We start from the raw sequence: 14877 nt of genomic DNA on the forward strand, positions 1-14877 counted from the left end.
CGGTGCGCACCGAGATCCGCGGCGGACGTGCGGGGGTGGGGACCCGGCGGGGTCTGCCGACCGTCGACGTCGTCGTCCCCTGCTACAACTACGCGCACTTCCTGCGCCGCTGCGTCGCCAGCGTGCTGGAGCAGCCGGGTGTGGACGTCCGGGTGCTGGTCGTCGACGACCGGTCGAGCGACGACACCCCCCTGGTGGTGCGGGAGCTGTCCGCCGACCCGCGCGTGCACGGCCGCAGGCACGAGGTCAACCGGGGGCACATCGCCACCTACAACGAGGGCCTGCTGGAGTGGGCCGAGGCCGACTGCACGGTGCTGCTGTCCGCGGACGACCTCCTCGCGCCCGGCGCGCTGGCCCGCGCCGCGACGGTCCTGCGCGACAACCCGGACGTGGGCCTGGTCTACGGCCGCGGCGTCTACTACACCGACCACGACCGCCTGCCCCGCACGCTGAACGTGCCCCTGGGCACGTCCGTGTGGAGCGGGCGGGAGTGGATCGAGGGGCGCTGCCGCTCCGGCCACAACGTGATCTCCTCGCCGGAGGTCGTCGTGCGCACCTCCGTGCAGCAGCGGGTGGGCGGCTACCGGCCCGACCTGCCGCACGCCGGTGACCTGGAGATGTGGCTGCGGTTCGCCGCCGTCTCCGACGTCGCCCACGTGCGCGGTCGTCCGGCGGCCTACTACCGCGTGCACGAGAACAGCATGCTGCGCACGCGGTTCAACACCGCGCTGGTCGACCTGGAGCAGCGTCGCGACGTGTTCGCCCGCTTCTTCGCCGACCACCCCGGCCTGCCGGACGCGGCCCTGATGCACACCGCGGCCAAGCGCGCGCTCGCGAAGGAGGCGCTGTGGCGCGTCTGCCGCGCCTACGACCGCGACGACCTCGCCGAGCACCCGCACGAGGAGATGACGGAGTTCGCGCTGTCGACCTACAGCGGCGCGCGACGCCTCCCCGAGCACGCCGCGCTGGAGCGCCGCAAGCGCCTCGGAGCCGAGTTCTGCCACCGCACCCAGATCTTCGCCGGGTCGCAGGTCGTGAAGCGCGCCGAGAACTGGCTGTGGTGGCAGAGCTGGAAGCTGCGCGGGGTATGACCGTCGAGGAGACGCCGGCCACCGGCGCGGAACCGGCCTCCACCGGCCGCGTCGGCTCGGCGATCCGGTGGAGCGCGGTCAACAGTCTCCTCGGCCGGGTGTGCCAGGTCGGCGTCAGCGTGGCGCTGGCGCGGCTGATCGCGCCCGAGCAGTTCGGCGTGTTCGCCGTGGCGCTGGTGGTGCTCAACATCGTGCTGAGCGTCAGCGAGATGGGCGTCAGCGTCGCCCTGGTGCGCGAGCGCGGCGACATCAGCGCGATGGCGCCGACCGTGACCACGCTGTCGATCGCCTCGGGGAGCGCGCTGGCGCTGATCTGCGTCGTCGGCGCACCCTGGTTCTCCGGCGCGCTGAACACGCCGGAGGCGGCGGGCGTCATCCAGCTCATGTCCGTGGCGCTGGTGATCGCCGGGGTGTCCGCCGTGCCGGGCGCGCTGCTCCAGCGCGGTTTCCGCCAGGACCACAAGTTCGCCGCCGACACCGCCGGGTTCGTCGTCGGCACGGTCGTCGCGATCGGCGCGGCCGTCGCCGGGTTCGGCGCGTGGAGCCTGGCCTGGTCCCGGATCGCGACGAACCTCGTCTCCGCGGTGGTCGTGTTCGCCTACACCGGGGAGCGCTACCGGCCGGGGTTCGACGCGGCTCGGGCCAGGGCTCTGCTGGGGTTCGGCCTGCCGCTCGCCGGTTCGAGCCTGCTGGTGTTCGGCGTGATGAACGTCGACTACATCGTGGTGGGCAGCGCGCTGGGCACCGTGCAGCTCGGCTTCTACCTGCTCGCGTTCAACCTCTCCAGCTGGCCGGTGGGGGCGTTCTCGGCGCCGGTGCGCAGCGTGTCGCTGGCGGCCTTCTCGCAGGTGCGCGACGACCCCGACCGCTTCCAGCGCAGCTTCACCCGCGCGCTGGGGGTGCTGGCGCTGTTCACCGTCCCGGCCTGCGTGCTGCTCGCGGCGCTGAGCGATCCGCTCGTCCGGGCCGTCTACGGCGAGCGGTGGGCACCGACGGCGCAGGTCCTCGCGCTGCTGGTGCTGCTGGGGGCGTTCCGCGTCGCGCTGGAGCTGGGCTACGACTTCCTGGCGAGCGCGGGACGCGGCCGCGCCGTCCTGGTGATCCACGTGGTCTGGCTGGCCGCGCTGGTGCCGCTGCTGGCGCTGGGCGCGCACCTCGACGGCATCCGGGGCGTGGCGGCGGCGCACGTGGTGGTCGCGCTCGTGGTGATCGTCCCGGCGTACCTGCTCGCCCTGCGCCCCCACGGCCTGCGGGCCGGCGCGCTGGGTGCCGCGGTCGCGCGTCCCGCGCTGGGCGGGGTCGTCATGGTGGTCGTCGCGCTGGCCGTGCGGCGCCTCGTGGACGGAACGGTCGCGCAACTGCTGCTGGGCGGTGTCCTGGCCACCGCGGCCTACGCCGCCGTCGTGTTCCCGCTGCGCCACGAGGCGCTGCGCCTGCTGCGGAGGTCACCGGCGTGAGCCCGTCCCGATCCGTGGGCCGTCGCGTCCACCAGGTCGCGCGGATCGTCCGCGAGCGGGGTGTCCGCGGCCTCGGCGCCCGCGCCCTGTCGGCCGCCGCGCGCCGCCTCGGGGCCGACGGCGACGAACTGCCCGTGCGGGAGCGCGACGTGCTCGCGGCCGACCTGAGCGCACCGCGACCGGTCGTGGTGCCACCGGTCCCCGCCGACGGACGGCTGACCGTCAACTGGGTCACCACTCCCCCGTCGCGCGGGTCGGGCGGGCACACCACGATGCTGCGGCTGGTCGAGCACCTGGAGTCGCTCGGCCACACGTGCCGGCTGTACCTGTACGACACCTACGGCAACCGCGCCGAGGACGTCGCCGGGTCGGTGCGGGCGGCGTTCCCCGGCTTCCGCGGGCCGATCCTGGACGCGACCGACGGCATGGCCGACGCGCACGCGGTGTTCGCCACCGCGTGGATGACGGCCTACCCCGCCCACAACGACCCGTGCGCGGGGAAGCGGTTCTACCTCGTGCAGGACTACGAGCCCTGGTTCTTCCCGCTGGGCGGGACGTCCGCGCTGGCCGGCAACACCTACGACATGGGCTTCCACGGCTTCACCGCGGGCCGGTTCCTCACCGAGAAGCTGCGCGAGGACCACGGCATGTCCTCCGACTGGTTCGACTTCGGCTGCGACACCGAGCGCTACCACCTCACCGGCGGCGCGCGTCGCGACGGCGTCGTGTTCTACGCCAGGCGCAGGGCGCCCCGGCGGGCGTTCGAGCTGGGGCTCATGGCGCTGCGCCTGTTCTCCGAGGCGCACCCGGAGCTGACCGTGCACGTGTACGGCGAGCGGGTGGGCGACCTCGGCCCGCGCTTCGTCGACCACGGCCTGCTGTCGCCGGACGAGCTGAACTCCCTCTACAACCGCTGCTTCGCCGGGCTCGGCCTGTCGATGACGAACGTGTCGCTGGTGCCGCACGAGATGCTCGCGGCCGGGTGCGTGCCGGTGGTCAACGACGCCGAGCACAACCGGATCGTGCTCGACGCCGAGCACGTCCGCTACGCCCGCGCGACACCGCACGACCTGGCACGGGCGCTGAGCGAGGTCGTGACGAACCCCTCCGCCGCCGAGGTGGCGGCCGCCGCGGCGGCGAGCGTGCGGACGAGGTCGTGGGCCGCGGCCGGGCACGAGCTGGAGAAGGTCCTGCGCAGGGAACTGGGCGTGTGATCCGCGCCGTCCGCCGACTGCGCTGAGCGACCGGCGGGGCCCACGTGCGGTAACGACGCCGATCGGGTCGCGATGTCTCCGTTGAGCGCACCACCGTCGAATCGAGGACGTGACATGGACTTCTGGAGCACCGTGCGGATGCTGCAGAAGAGGTGGTACGTCGTCGTGCCCGCGCTGCTGCTGTCCGTCGCGCTCACCCTGTTCACCTACTCCTCGATCCCCACGCGCTACAGCTCGACCGGCTCGATGCTGCTGACGACCCCCTCCACCGGGGGCAGGTTCACCGAGAGCGGCCCGCTGGACGAGGTCGTCCGGGTCAACCCGCTGCTGGCGTTCGACGGCAGCCTGGTGATCGCCGCGCAGATCGTGGCCCAGGTGCTCAACGACCCGGCCACGAAGCGGGAACTGGGCCTCGGCGACGGCTCGCAGGACTCGTACCTCGCCAACAACGGCGAGACGAACAGCCCCTTCGTGTTCATCACCGCGGAGAGCGACACCGCCGAGGGCGCGCTGTCGCTCGTGGCGCGGACGCTGGAGCGGGCGAGCACCGAGCTGAACGACCGCCAGGCGGCGCTGGAGGCCCCCGCCTCGACGTTCATCGAGACCGAGGTGCTGGTCGCGCCGACCGAGCCGGAGGCGCAGATCGGCGGGAAGATCCGCTTCGCCGGGGCGGCGCTCGTGCTGTCGCTGGTCCTGTCGCTGACGGTCACCTTCGGCACGGACAGCGTCCTGGAGACGCTGCGCCGCAGGCGCGAGCGCCCCGCCGGGGCCGGTCGGTCCGCCGAGCCGCGCGACGAACCGGACGGCGAGGCGGCGGAGGTGGGGCACCGGCGTCCCCCGGCCCGGCCCGCTCCCCAGCGGGGGCCCGGCGAGCTCGCCGGGCCGACCACGACACCGGCGCCGGTGCCCGCGCGTCCGGCGGAGGACGGCGGTTCCGCCGGCGGGAGGCGCGACGGCACGCCGCCGCACCCGCCCGCCGACGACCGGTGGCCCTCCGGGTCCCGGCCCTGAGGCGTCGCCGTGCGGGACGAGTCGACGCGCCGCACCGCTGACGGCGCCACGGTGATCTGCTGCTACGTGCTGGTGCTGGTGCTGGTGCCGGCCCGGCTGATCATCTCCAAGATCCCGATGACGCTCGCGCCGATCACCGTGCTGGCCGTGGGCATCGCGGTGCTCTGGGGCTGCGCCCACCTCGTCCGGACGCTCGGCATGTCCAAGGGCCGCACCGCGGTGCGGTCGGCGCTGCTGCTGCTGTTCGCCTCGCAGCTCGTCACCTACGGGATCGCGAGCCGCCGCTACCTGCCGCCGGACGAGCTGAACCTGACCGACAGCGGGATGCTCCGCGTCGTCGGCGTGATCGCCGTGGCGGTGTTCGCGTGCGACGCGATCGGCAGCCGGGAGCGGCTGGACCGGGTGCTGCGGTTCCTCGTGGTGGTGGTGGCGGTGATGGCGGGCACCGGCGTGCTCCAGTTCGCCCTGGGCCTGGACGTCACCCGCTACCTGAACCTGCCGGGCCTCACCGCGCAGACGGGCTACGACGCGATCCAGTCGAGGTCGCTGTTCCGGCGGCCCTCCGGCACGACGAATCACCCGATCGAGTTCGGCTTGATCTGCGCGATCGTGACGCCGCTGGCGGGACACCACGTCTTCCTGGCGCGGGAGACCGGCCGCCGGGCGGGGGGCTGGTGGCTCTGCCTCGCGCTGATCGCCGGAGGCGCCCTGGTGTCGGTGTCGCGGACGGCGGTCCTGGGGCTGGTGGTCGGTGCCGTCGTCCTGATCGTCGCGCTGCCCGGCAGGCGCAAGGTCCACGTGCTCGGCGCGGGGGTCCTCTTCGGCGGGGGCGCGGGGCTGATGGTGCCCGGTCTGCTCGGGACGTTCTACGAGCTGTTCGCGAACTTCGGCGAGGACCCCAGCATCACCTCCCGCACGAAGGACTACGACCAGGCGTGGCGGCAGGTCGCGCTGCACCCGTGGTTCGGTCGCGGGTTCGGCACCTACTTGCCGGGCAAGTACCAGCTCCTGGACAACCAGTACCTGCTCACCCTCATCGAGAACGGCTGGGTGGGCGTGATCGCGATGATCGCGGTGTTCCTCGCCGCGGTGTGGGCGACGGTGCTCGTCCGGGTGCGCGCGAAGGACCTCCAGACGCGCGGTCTCGCCGCGGCGCTGATGGCGGGGGTGGTCGTCGGCGCGTTCGGCGCGTTCACCTTCGACCTCCTCAGCTTCGGCGTGGCGACGGGTCTGGTGTTCGTCGTCGTCGGCGCCTGCGGTGCGCTGGCGAGACATCCCCGGCCGCCGGAACCGGCGACCGGCAGCACCACCGAGAAGACCGCTGTCGCGGTCGGTTGAGGGGACGCTGTGCGCACGCGAACCTGGTTCCCGTCGGCGGCCAGCGCCGTCGTGCTCGTCGCGGCGGTCGTCGTCGCGAGCTCCTCCGGCGGTGAGCCCGAGGCCCGGTCGCGGTCGGTGCCGGACGTCGTCACCGCCCGGACGACGACCGTCGAGGAGCCCGTCCCGGTCCCCTGGGAGGGCGGGCCCGCCTACTACCGCGCCTTCCCCGCGGCGGAGGCGGCCGGCTGGGCCGACCCGGCGTTCTTCCCCAGGGCCGTGTGGTTCGAGTCCGTCGTGGACCGGGCCGGGGTCGACCTGGACCGGGCGGCCGGGCTGAACACCTACGTGGAGCTGACCGCCGACAGCGACCTGGACCTGGTGCGGGCCGCCGGGATGTTCGCCGTCCCCAGCGCCGGGCACGCGGGCGTCGGGCCGGAGACCGTCGGCTGGCTGGTGGCCGACGAGCCGGACATGTGGGCCGGTCCCGGCGCCGGGGAGTGGACCGGCAACTACCCCGGCCAGGGCGAGATCTGCGCGCCGGTGACGGCGAAGTGCGGGTACACCGTGCTGGACCGCGTGCGGGACCGGCTCCCGAAGGACGACGGCAGGCTGCGGTACGCCAACTTCGGCAAGGGCGTGATGTTCTGGGAGAGCGACTCCGAGGCCGGTCCGTTCCTCAACGGCCGCACGGACCTCACCTCCGCCGACGTCTACTGGTACACCGACCCGAACGTGTGCGACTCGCCGTCGGAGGGGCCCCTGATGGGGATCGGCGCGGCCCACTGCCGCCGCGCCGCCAACTACGGCACGACGATGGACCGGATGCGGAAGCTGGACGCCGACGACGGCCACCTCCAGCCGCTGTGGGCGTTCGTCGAGGTCGGCCACCCGTTCACCGAGCACGACGCGCCCACGATCACCGGCGACCAGCTCGCGGGAGCCGTGGTCAACTCGCTGATCCACGAGGCCAGGGGGATCGTCTACTTCAACCACAGCTTCGGCGGGCCGTGCGTCAGCCAGCACGTGCTGCGCGACTCGTGCGGCGCGGCCGTGCGGCCGTCCGTGACCAGGGTGAACGAGCAGATCGCTCACCTGGCCCCGGTGCTGAACACCCAGTCCCACCGGTGGGAGTTCAACGGGGCGCTGGACACGATGCTCAAGGAGCACGACGGCTCGCGCTACGTGTTCGCGATGCTGAAGAGGCGGACCGCGCCCGGCACGCACGTGCTGACCCTGCCGCCGGACACGCGGGGGTCGACGGCGGAGGTGCTGTTCGAGAACCGGACGGTGCCGGTCGTGGACGGCACGATCACCGACGAGCTGGCCGCGGAGAGCAGCTACCACGTCTACAAGATCACGCCGTGACCGCTGGTGCCCGGCGGCGGCCGGGCACCAGCGGCATCACCGCCGGACCAGCCCGGTGCCGGAGCGCTCGTGGCTGGCACCGCAGTCGGCGCACGCCAGGTCGTCGTCGAGCCGGTGCCCGCAGGAGCACACCCAGCCCTTGAGCCGCGCCGGGTTGCCCGCCACGAACGCGTGCGCCGGGACGTCCTTCGTCACCACGGACCCCGCCGCGGCGAACGCGTGCTCCCCGATCTCCACGCCGCACACCACGACCGTGCCGGCGCCGAGGCTCGCGCCCCTGCGGACGACCGTGGCCAGCAGCGCGTCGCCGGTCCGGCGGATCGCCGCGCGCGGGCGCAGGTCGTTGGTGAACAGCACGTTGGGCCCGAGGAACACCTCGTCCTCGCACACCACGCCGTCGAACACGAGCGTGCCGTTCTTCACCGTGACCCGGTCGCCGAGCACCGCGCCGCCCTCGACGAACGCGCCGTCGCAGACGTTGCAGTCGCGGCCGACGCGCGCGCCGGGCAGCACGTGGGCGAACGCCCACACCCGCGTGCCCTCGCCCACGTCGTCGCTCTCGCACAGCCCGGCCGGGTGGACGTGCACGCCGGTCATCGCACCGCCCCGCGCAGCGCGGCCACGACGCGCTCCTGCTGGCTCGCGGTGATCTCCGGGAACAGCGGCAGCGACAGCAGCTCGCCCGCGGCGCGCTCGGCGACCGGGAACGCGCCGGGGCCGTGCCCGAGCGAGGAGAACGCCCCGGTGAGGTGCACGGGCGTCGGGTAGTGGACTCCCGCGCCGATCCCGGCGGCGTGCAGCTCCGCCAGGACGCGGTCGCGCTCCGCGACGCGCACGACGTAGAGGTGCCACACCGGCAGGTTGCCCGGCAGCACCGAGGGCCGCCGCACCCGCGGCAGGTCCGCCAGCAGCTCGGCGTAGCGGTCAGCGGCGGCCCGGCGGGCCTCGTTCCAGCCCTCCAGGCGGCGCAGCTTCGCCGAGAGCACGACGGCCTGGAGCGTGTCCAGGCGGCTGTTGAAGCCCAGGACGGTGTGCTCGTACTTGCGCGGGGAGCCGTGCTCGCGCAGCAGCCGGACCCGCTCGGCCAGTTCGGCGTCACCGGTGAGGACCGCGCCGCCGTCGCCGTAGGCCCCGAGGTTCTTGCCGGGGTAGAAGCTCGTGGCGGCGACGTCGCCCAGTCCACCGGCCGGCACGCCGTGCCGCCGGGCGCCCTGCGCCTGCGCCGCGTCCTCCAGGACCGGCACGCCGTCGGCCACCTCGCGGATCTGCTCCACGGGCGCGGTCTGGCCGTAGAGGTGCACGGGCACGACCGCTCTGGTGCGCGGGCCGATCGCGTCGGCGAGCTTCTCCAGGTCGACCAGCGCCGTGTCGTCGGCGCAGTCGACGAGCACCGGCGTGGCACCGGCGCGCGCCACGGCCTCGGCGGTGGCGATGAAGGTGTTGGCGGGCAGCACGCACTCGTCGCCGTGGCCCACCCCCAGCGCGCGCAGCGCCAGCTCCAGCGCGTCGGTGCCGTTGGCGACCGCGACGCAGTGGTCGACCTCCTGGTAAGCGGCGAACTCGGCCTCGAACTCGCCGACCTGGCGGCCACCGACGAAGGCGGTGGTCTTGAGGACCTCGGCCCAGCCCCCGGCGACCTCGTCGGCGACCTGGTCGTGCTGGGCACGCAGGTCCACCAGCGGAATGTCGATCACGACGCGTTCCCCTCCCGATGTCCGATCCTCCGCGCCGGGACTCCGGCCCAGACCTCCTCCGGTGGGACGTCGGTCAGGACGACCGATCCCATCCCCACCACCGCGCCCGCGCCGATCGCGACCTGCTCCCGCACGGCGCTGCCCTGCCCGAGGTAGGCGCCGCTGCCCACCACGACGCCGCCGCCCAGCGACGCGCGGCCGGCGAGGGTCACCCCGTCGCCCACCTCGTCGTCGTGGGTGACCAGCACGTGCGGCATGGCCACCACGTGGTCTCCCAGGCGCAGCGGCGTCGTCACGACCACCCCCGCGAGCAGGACCGTTCCCGCTCCGGGTTCGGCGCCCGCGGCGATCGAGGCCGCCGGGTGGACCACGGTGGCGAAGCGCTCCCGCGGCAGTGCCAGGCGGCGCACCACGGCCAGCCGCCCCAGCGGCCTCGTCGCGTTGGCCACGCAGACGACGACGGCGGCGTCCGGGTGGTCGGCGAGGACGTCGGCACCGCCCAGCACGGGCAGGCCGTCGAGCAGCGCGCCGTGCCGGGCCGGGTCGTCGTCGAGCGCGCCGATCGGGCGCCACCGCTCGGGGAGGAGGCGGACCGCCGCGAGCACCTCGCGGGCGAGTCCGCCCCCTCCCACCAGCAGCAGCGGTCGTGGTGCCGCCACTTCGCCCTCTCCCCTCAGGACGACGTGAAGATCACGTCGACCCAGTAGTTGCTCCCGGCGTAGCTGTTCTCCGGGAAGCCCGCGCCGACGCGGTACACGCCGTTGCGGGTGGTCTCGCCGGTCGCGGGCGCGGTCAGCGGCTGGCTGGTGACGGAGTGGCCCTCGAAGTAGCCGCCGTCGAGCGCGTGGCCGCCGGTGGTGGTCGAGTACGACGCGACGTACGTCGTGCCCGCCGAGACCGGCACGGGCGCGGCGAACACCAGCGTCTGCCAGCCCGACGCGGTCTCGGCGGTGAAGGTCCCGGTGGCCAGCAGTTCACCGGTCGCCGTCCACAGCGATCCCGTGTGCGTGCCGGTGTTCGCGGCCCCCTTGTAGAACTTCACGCCCGTGATCGTCCCGGCGGCGGACGGTGTCAGCCGGACGCCCAGCTCGTGGGCGCCGGTGTCGGCGGACGAGGTGACCGCGGGCACGGTCGCCTCGCTGAACAGCGAGCACGGGCAGGTCTGCGCCGTGGTCGTGGTGAACGACCAGGTGTCGGCCGCCGTCATCGGGTTGCCGTGCGCGTCGGACGTCCGCACGCTCGCCGTGTACCGCGTGCCGCCCGCCAGGGGTGCCGCCGGCGTCCAGGTCAGCGTCTTCTGGTCCACCGACGGCGCGGTGGTGCCGACCAGCCGCGCGCCGCGCGGGTCGCTCACGGTGAACTGCGCCGTGGTCGGGTCCACCGGCTCGTCGAACGAGGCGGTGACGACGCCGTTCACCGCCACCTGCGTCGCGCCGGGCAGCGGGGTGCGGCCGTTGACGATCGGCGCGTCACCGTCCTCGCTCGGCGTGAAGACCACGTCGACCCAGTAGTTGCCGCCCTCGTGGGTGGCGGTCGGGAACCCGGCCCCCGTGCGGTACACGCCGTTGGGCGAGCCGTCGCCGGTGGCCGGAGCCGACAGCGGCGGGCTGTGCGCGGCGGTGCGCCGGAAGTAGCCGCTGTCGACCGCGTAGTGCCCCGTCGTCGTGGTGTAGGACGCCGTGTAGGTGGTGCCGGGCGAGACGGTCACCGGCTGGGCGAACACCAGCGTCTGCCAGCCGCTCGCGGTCTCGCCGGTGAACGTGCCGGTGGCCAGGCGCTGCCCCGAGGCCGACCACAGCGACCCGGTGTGCGTGCCGGTGTTCTCCGCTCCCCGGTAGAACTTCACACCGGTGATCCGGCCGCTGCGCGCCGGGGTGAACCGCACGCCCAGCTCGTGAGCGCCCGCGTCGTCGGCCGAGGTGATCGCCGGGACCGTCGCGGGGCTGAACAGCGAGCACGGGCACGACGGCGTCGCGGCCGTGGTGAACGACCAGGTGACCGGGGCCGCCATCGCGTTGCCGTTGGCGTCGGCGATCTGGACGTTCGCGCCGTAGCGGGTGCTCGGGGCCAGCTTCCCGCCCGGCGTCCAGGTGATCGTCCGCTGGTCGCCGGACAGGGAGACCGTTCCGGTGAGCTTCGCGCCACCGGGGTCGGTGAGCAGGATCTGGGCGCTCGCCGGGTCGACGGGCTCGCTGAACGTCGCGGTGACCGCGGTCGTCACCGGCACGCCGGTCGCGCCGGTGGCCGGGGTGCGGCCGGTCGACGTCGGCGGGGTGGTGTCGCCGTTGAGGCCGTTGCGGTAGATCGCGTCGACCCAGTAGTTGCTGCCGTTGTAACCGCTGGTGGGGAAGCCGCCACCGCTGCCGTAGCGGAACAGGCCGTTGACGCCGTCCGCTCCGGACGCCAGCGCGCGCATCGCGCCGGCCCGCACCTCCTCGCCGGTGAACTGGCCGCCCGTGACGGAGTAGCGGCCCGCCGGGGCGAAGTAGGACACGACGTAGGTGGTGTTCGGCTGCACCACCACCGGGGAGGCGAAGGTCAGCTTCTGCCAGCCGGTCGTCGTCTCACCGGTGAAGGTGCCGGTCGCGAGGAGCAGACCGGTGGACGACCACAGCGACCCGGTGTGCGTCCCGGTGTTGCCCGGCCCCTTGTAGAAGCGCACGCCGAGCACCTCGCCCCGGCCGTCGAAGCGGACCTTCGTGCCCAGCTCGATCGCGGCGGGGTCGTCGGTGGCGGCCGTCGCGGGCCGGGCGAAGTCGTCCCACACCGTGCAGGGGCAGGCGGAGGCGCGCGGGAGGCCCGTGGTGAAGTCGAACGTCGTGGGGGCGACCGGTTCGTTCCCCGCCGCGTCGGCGACGCGCACGACCGCGGTGTAGCCCGTGCCCGCCACGAGCGCGGCCGACGGGGTGAACACGACCTGCTTCCCGTCCTGCGACACCGTCGTGGTGCCGGTGATCGCGCCGGTCGGCCCGGTGACGGTGAACCGCACCGACGAGGGCGCGACGGCCTCGTCGAAGGACGCGGTGACGGCCGGGGACAGCTCGACGGTTCCCGCGCCGTCCAGCGGCGTGGTGCCCGTCAGCTCCGGTGCCCTGGTGTCGGGTCCGGGGTCGAGGGCCCACACCACGTCCACCCAGTAGTTGCTGCCCTGGAAGCTCTGCGTCGGGAAGCCCGTGCCGCTGCGGTACACGCCGTTGGCCGCGCCGGTCGCGGTGCGCGGCGCGGTCAGCGGCTCCAGGTGGCGGTCCTGGCGGGCGAAGTACTCCACGTCCACCGCGTAGTGGCCGTTCGGGGCGAAGTACGACACGACGTAGGAGGTGTTCGCGGCCACGGCGACCGGGCTGGGGAACGTCAGCGTCTGCCAGCCGCTCGCGGTCTCGCCGGAGAACGTGCCGGTGGCGAGCCGCTCACCGGTCGCGCTCCACAGCGAGCCGGTGTGCCTGCCGGTGTTGGCCGCGCTCTTGTAGAACCGCACGCCGCGCACGTGGCCAGCGGTCGCGCTGGTGAACCTGGTGCCCAGCTCCAGCGCGCTCGCGTCACCGCTGTCGGTCACCTGCGGCGTCGCGGTGCCGGTCCAGATCCCGCACGGGCAGGTCCGCGCCCGCACCGGGGGCGCCGCGCTCACCGGAGCGGACAGGTTCGCCGAGTCGTCCACGGCCCGCACCCGCAGCCCGGCCGCGCCGGAGGAGGACGGCGCGTGGGTGTGGCTCCAGGTGCCGCTGCCCGCGGTCCAGCTCGCCGGGTGCCACCGCGCGCCGCCGTCGGTGGACACCTCGACACCGGCGACCCGGCCACCGCCGTTGTCGCTCACCGTGCCGCTGAACGTGTACGGGACGCCGACCACGGCGCCCGCGGGCAGGCCGGTGATCGCCGCGGTAGGAGCGGCGGTGTCGGTGCTGGCCGCGGCCCGCTTCAGATCGGCCTGCAACGTCGCGGGCTGCACGCCCATGTCGGCGAGGAAGTTGACCGTGGCCTGCTTCATGGCCCGGTCGGAGGTGGGCACCTCGGTCTGGAAGGCGTGCTCGTCGTCCACGCCCCACGCCCACTGCACCGTTCCGGCGCCGAAGACCAGCGCGCCGCTGGGAGCCTTGTAGTAGGTGATGGCGTGGGTCTTGGTGCCGGAACCGTACTCGTCGCCGTGGTTCTTCAGGACGTAGTAGCCGTCCATCGTCACCGTGGTGCGGGAGAGCTGCGCGACGCCGGGCGGCTGGAAGCCGTTGTCCTCCACGGAGTTCCACTCGTAGCCGAGGGTGCCGGGCTTGAACGTGTACGTCGCCGTGTCCCCCATCGAGGCGAGCGGGGTGTCGCGCCACAGCCGCATCCTCCCGTGCGCGGCCGGGACCCGCAGCGAGTCGTCCCGGCGGCCGTTGACGGTGAAGATGTTGCCCAGCAACGAGTTCTCCGGCTCGTTGCCCGCGTTCTTGGCACTGCGCGGGTCGCGCCACGTGCCCGTCCAGGTGACCGGGTCGGGGTCGGTCTGACTGCCCTTGGTCTCCTTGTAGCAGACGAGCGTGCGCCAGTCGGTCGCCGAGACGTCCTTGCTCTTCTCCCACCTGGTCTTCCAGAAGATCTCGTTGCCGGTGAGGAAGGCGAGGTGCACACCGGCGTCGCGGGCGGCCTCGACGTTGTCGCGCTGCTCCTGCGACCAGTACTCGTCGTGCCCCACCGCCATGAAGACGTCGTGGTTCTTGATGAGGTGCCCGCGGCGCGCGCTGTCCACGTCGGTGGTGTAGCTCATGTCGTAGCCGTTGGCCTCCATGAACCGCAGCATGGGGACCTCGGCGTTGAAGATGAAGTTGTCCTCGCCGTCGCCGCCGGTGTGGGGCCGGTTGTAGCTGACCTTGTACGCCTGGCCGCCCTGGCCCGGCCCGTCGCCGAAGTAGAGGCTGTTGCCGCCGTAGCGGTTGTAGGCCACCCACGTGGAGTCGGAGGTCTGGAAGAGGACCTTCGAGGTGCTGGTGTCGTCGCGGACCACCCAGACGATCTCGCTCTCGACCGGCTCGGCGTCCGCCGGCAGGTCGGTGCGGCGGATGCGGCCGTAGTAGATGCCGGAGACGGCGTCGGAGGGCACGGTCCAGCTCGCCGACACGGCCCAGTTGCCGCAGTCGATCAGGGCGCTGCCCGCCTCGCGCAGGCAGGCGGGCTGGTTCTGCGGGGTGCCGCGGGTGACCGTGTCGAGGTAGCGCGCGCCCGCGCCGCCGTAGTGGCCCAGTCGGAAGACGTCGATCTCGTAGGACGTCGCCGCGGTGTTGACCTTGAAGTCGACGCGGCCACCCGGCGTGGTGCTGATGTCCGCGGTGTAGCCGAGGATCGCCTCGTCCCGGTAGGTGACCATCCAGTCGGTGGTGCCCTGCTTGGTGTTCTCGCAGGCCGTTCGGTTCACGACCGGAGCGTCGCAGGGTCCCGCCGCCGACGCCGGCGGCGCGGTCAGCGATGCCAGCACGACCGTCGTGGAGGCGACGAGCGCCGGCACGAGCAGTGCGCGCACGAACGACAGCGCGACGGCGGGCAGTGCTCGCGTGTGCTGAGCCGGCATGGCGGTCCACCTCTCGAACTCCTCGACGGTCGCGCCCCCGGCCGACCTCCCCCCGCACCGGGTGGACCGGTGCCCTGGCGAGCACCGGTCCACTCGCGCCCGGACTCGGGGAGGGACCGGGCGTTGCTCACGGCGCGTCACCGACCGGCACTTCGCGATCGGTGCAACCCCGCTGCTCCGACCGTCGAT

The 14877-nt window shown here is 73.6% G+C and carries 10 protein-coding genes; 6 read left to right on the forward strand and 4 right to left on the reverse strand.

The window, feature by feature from the left end:
• Positions 1 to 2 precede the first annotated feature (2 nt).
• From IMZ35_RS20100 to IMZ35_RS20125, 6 genes are all read left to right on the forward strand, one after another.
• Positions 3 to 1091, forward strand: coding sequence for a glycosyltransferase (locus IMZ35_RS20100; RefSeq protein WP_307868452.1), 1089 nt, complete (start codon positions 3 to 5; stop codon positions 1089 to 1091).
• Positions 1088 to 2548: a lipopolysaccharide biosynthesis protein gene (locus IMZ35_RS20105; RefSeq protein WP_199442686.1), complete on the forward strand. Its 1461-nt coding sequence runs from the start codon at positions 1088 to 1090 to the stop codon at positions 2546 to 2548. Before IMZ35_RS20100 ends, IMZ35_RS20105 begins: the two co-directional genes overlap by 4 nt.
• On the forward strand, positions 2545 to 3762 hold the full coding sequence (locus IMZ35_RS20110; protein WP_199442687.1) for a rhamnosyltransferase WsaF family glycosyltransferase: 1218 nt from the start codon (positions 2545 to 2547) through the stop codon (positions 3760 to 3762). The genes IMZ35_RS20105 and IMZ35_RS20110 overlap by 4 nt, the downstream gene beginning before the upstream one ends.
• 114 nt (positions 3763 to 3876) lie before the next feature.
• Positions 3877 to 4773 (forward strand): hypothetical protein, encoded by an 897-nt coding sequence (locus IMZ35_RS20115; protein ID WP_199442688.1) that lies wholly within the window; start codon positions 3877 to 3879, stop codon positions 4771 to 4773.
• A gap of 9 nt (positions 4774 to 4782) precedes the next feature.
• Entirely contained in the window at positions 4783 to 6111 is a 1329-nt protein-coding gene (locus tag IMZ35_RS20120; protein ID WP_199442689.1) for an O-antigen ligase family protein, read from the forward strand.
• A gap of 9 nt (positions 6112 to 6120) precedes the next feature.
• Complete coding sequence (locus tag IMZ35_RS20125) at positions 6121 to 7458, forward strand: hypothetical protein (RefSeq protein WP_199442690.1); 1338 nt, start codon at positions 6121 to 6123, stop codon at positions 7456 to 7458.
• Between the two features lie 36 nt (positions 7459 to 7494).
• On the opposite strand, the gene IMZ35_RS20130 is transcribed toward IMZ35_RS20125, so the two are convergent.
• Genes IMZ35_RS20130 through IMZ35_RS20145 form a run of 4 tightly spaced genes read right to left on the reverse strand, consistent with a single transcriptional unit; the run spans position 7495 to position 14688 of the window.
• On the reverse strand, positions 7495 to 8055 hold the full coding sequence (locus tag IMZ35_RS20130) for an acyltransferase (RefSeq protein ID WP_199442691.1): 561 nt from the start codon (positions 8053 to 8055) through the stop codon (positions 7495 to 7497).
• Positions 8052 to 9152 carry a DegT/DnrJ/EryC1/StrS family aminotransferase gene (locus IMZ35_RS20135; RefSeq protein ID WP_199442692.1) on the reverse strand — a complete coding sequence of 367 codons (1101 nt, stop codon included), beginning with the start codon at positions 9150 to 9152 and terminating at the stop codon, positions 8052 to 8054. The genes IMZ35_RS20130 and IMZ35_RS20135 overlap by 4 nt, the downstream gene beginning before the upstream one ends.
• Positions 9149 to 9811, reverse strand: coding sequence for a NeuD/PglB/VioB family sugar acetyltransferase (locus tag IMZ35_RS20140; RefSeq protein ID WP_199442693.1), 663 nt, complete (start codon positions 9809 to 9811; stop codon positions 9149 to 9151). The genes IMZ35_RS20135 and IMZ35_RS20140 overlap by 4 nt, the downstream gene beginning before the upstream one ends.
• Before the next feature lie 14 nt (positions 9812 to 9825).
• On the reverse strand, positions 9826 to 14688 hold the full coding sequence (locus IMZ35_RS20145; RefSeq protein ID WP_199442694.1) for a DUF4082 domain-containing protein: 4863 nt from the start codon (positions 14686 to 14688) through the stop codon (positions 9826 to 9828).
• Positions 14689 to 14877: the final 189 nt, after the last annotated feature.

This window comes from Umezawaea beigongshangensis (genome assembly GCF_016464305.1).
In the GTDB taxonomy this organism is placed as follows: domain Bacteria; phylum Actinomycetota; class Actinomycetes; order Mycobacteriales; family Pseudonocardiaceae; genus Umezawaea_A; species Umezawaea_A beigongshangensis.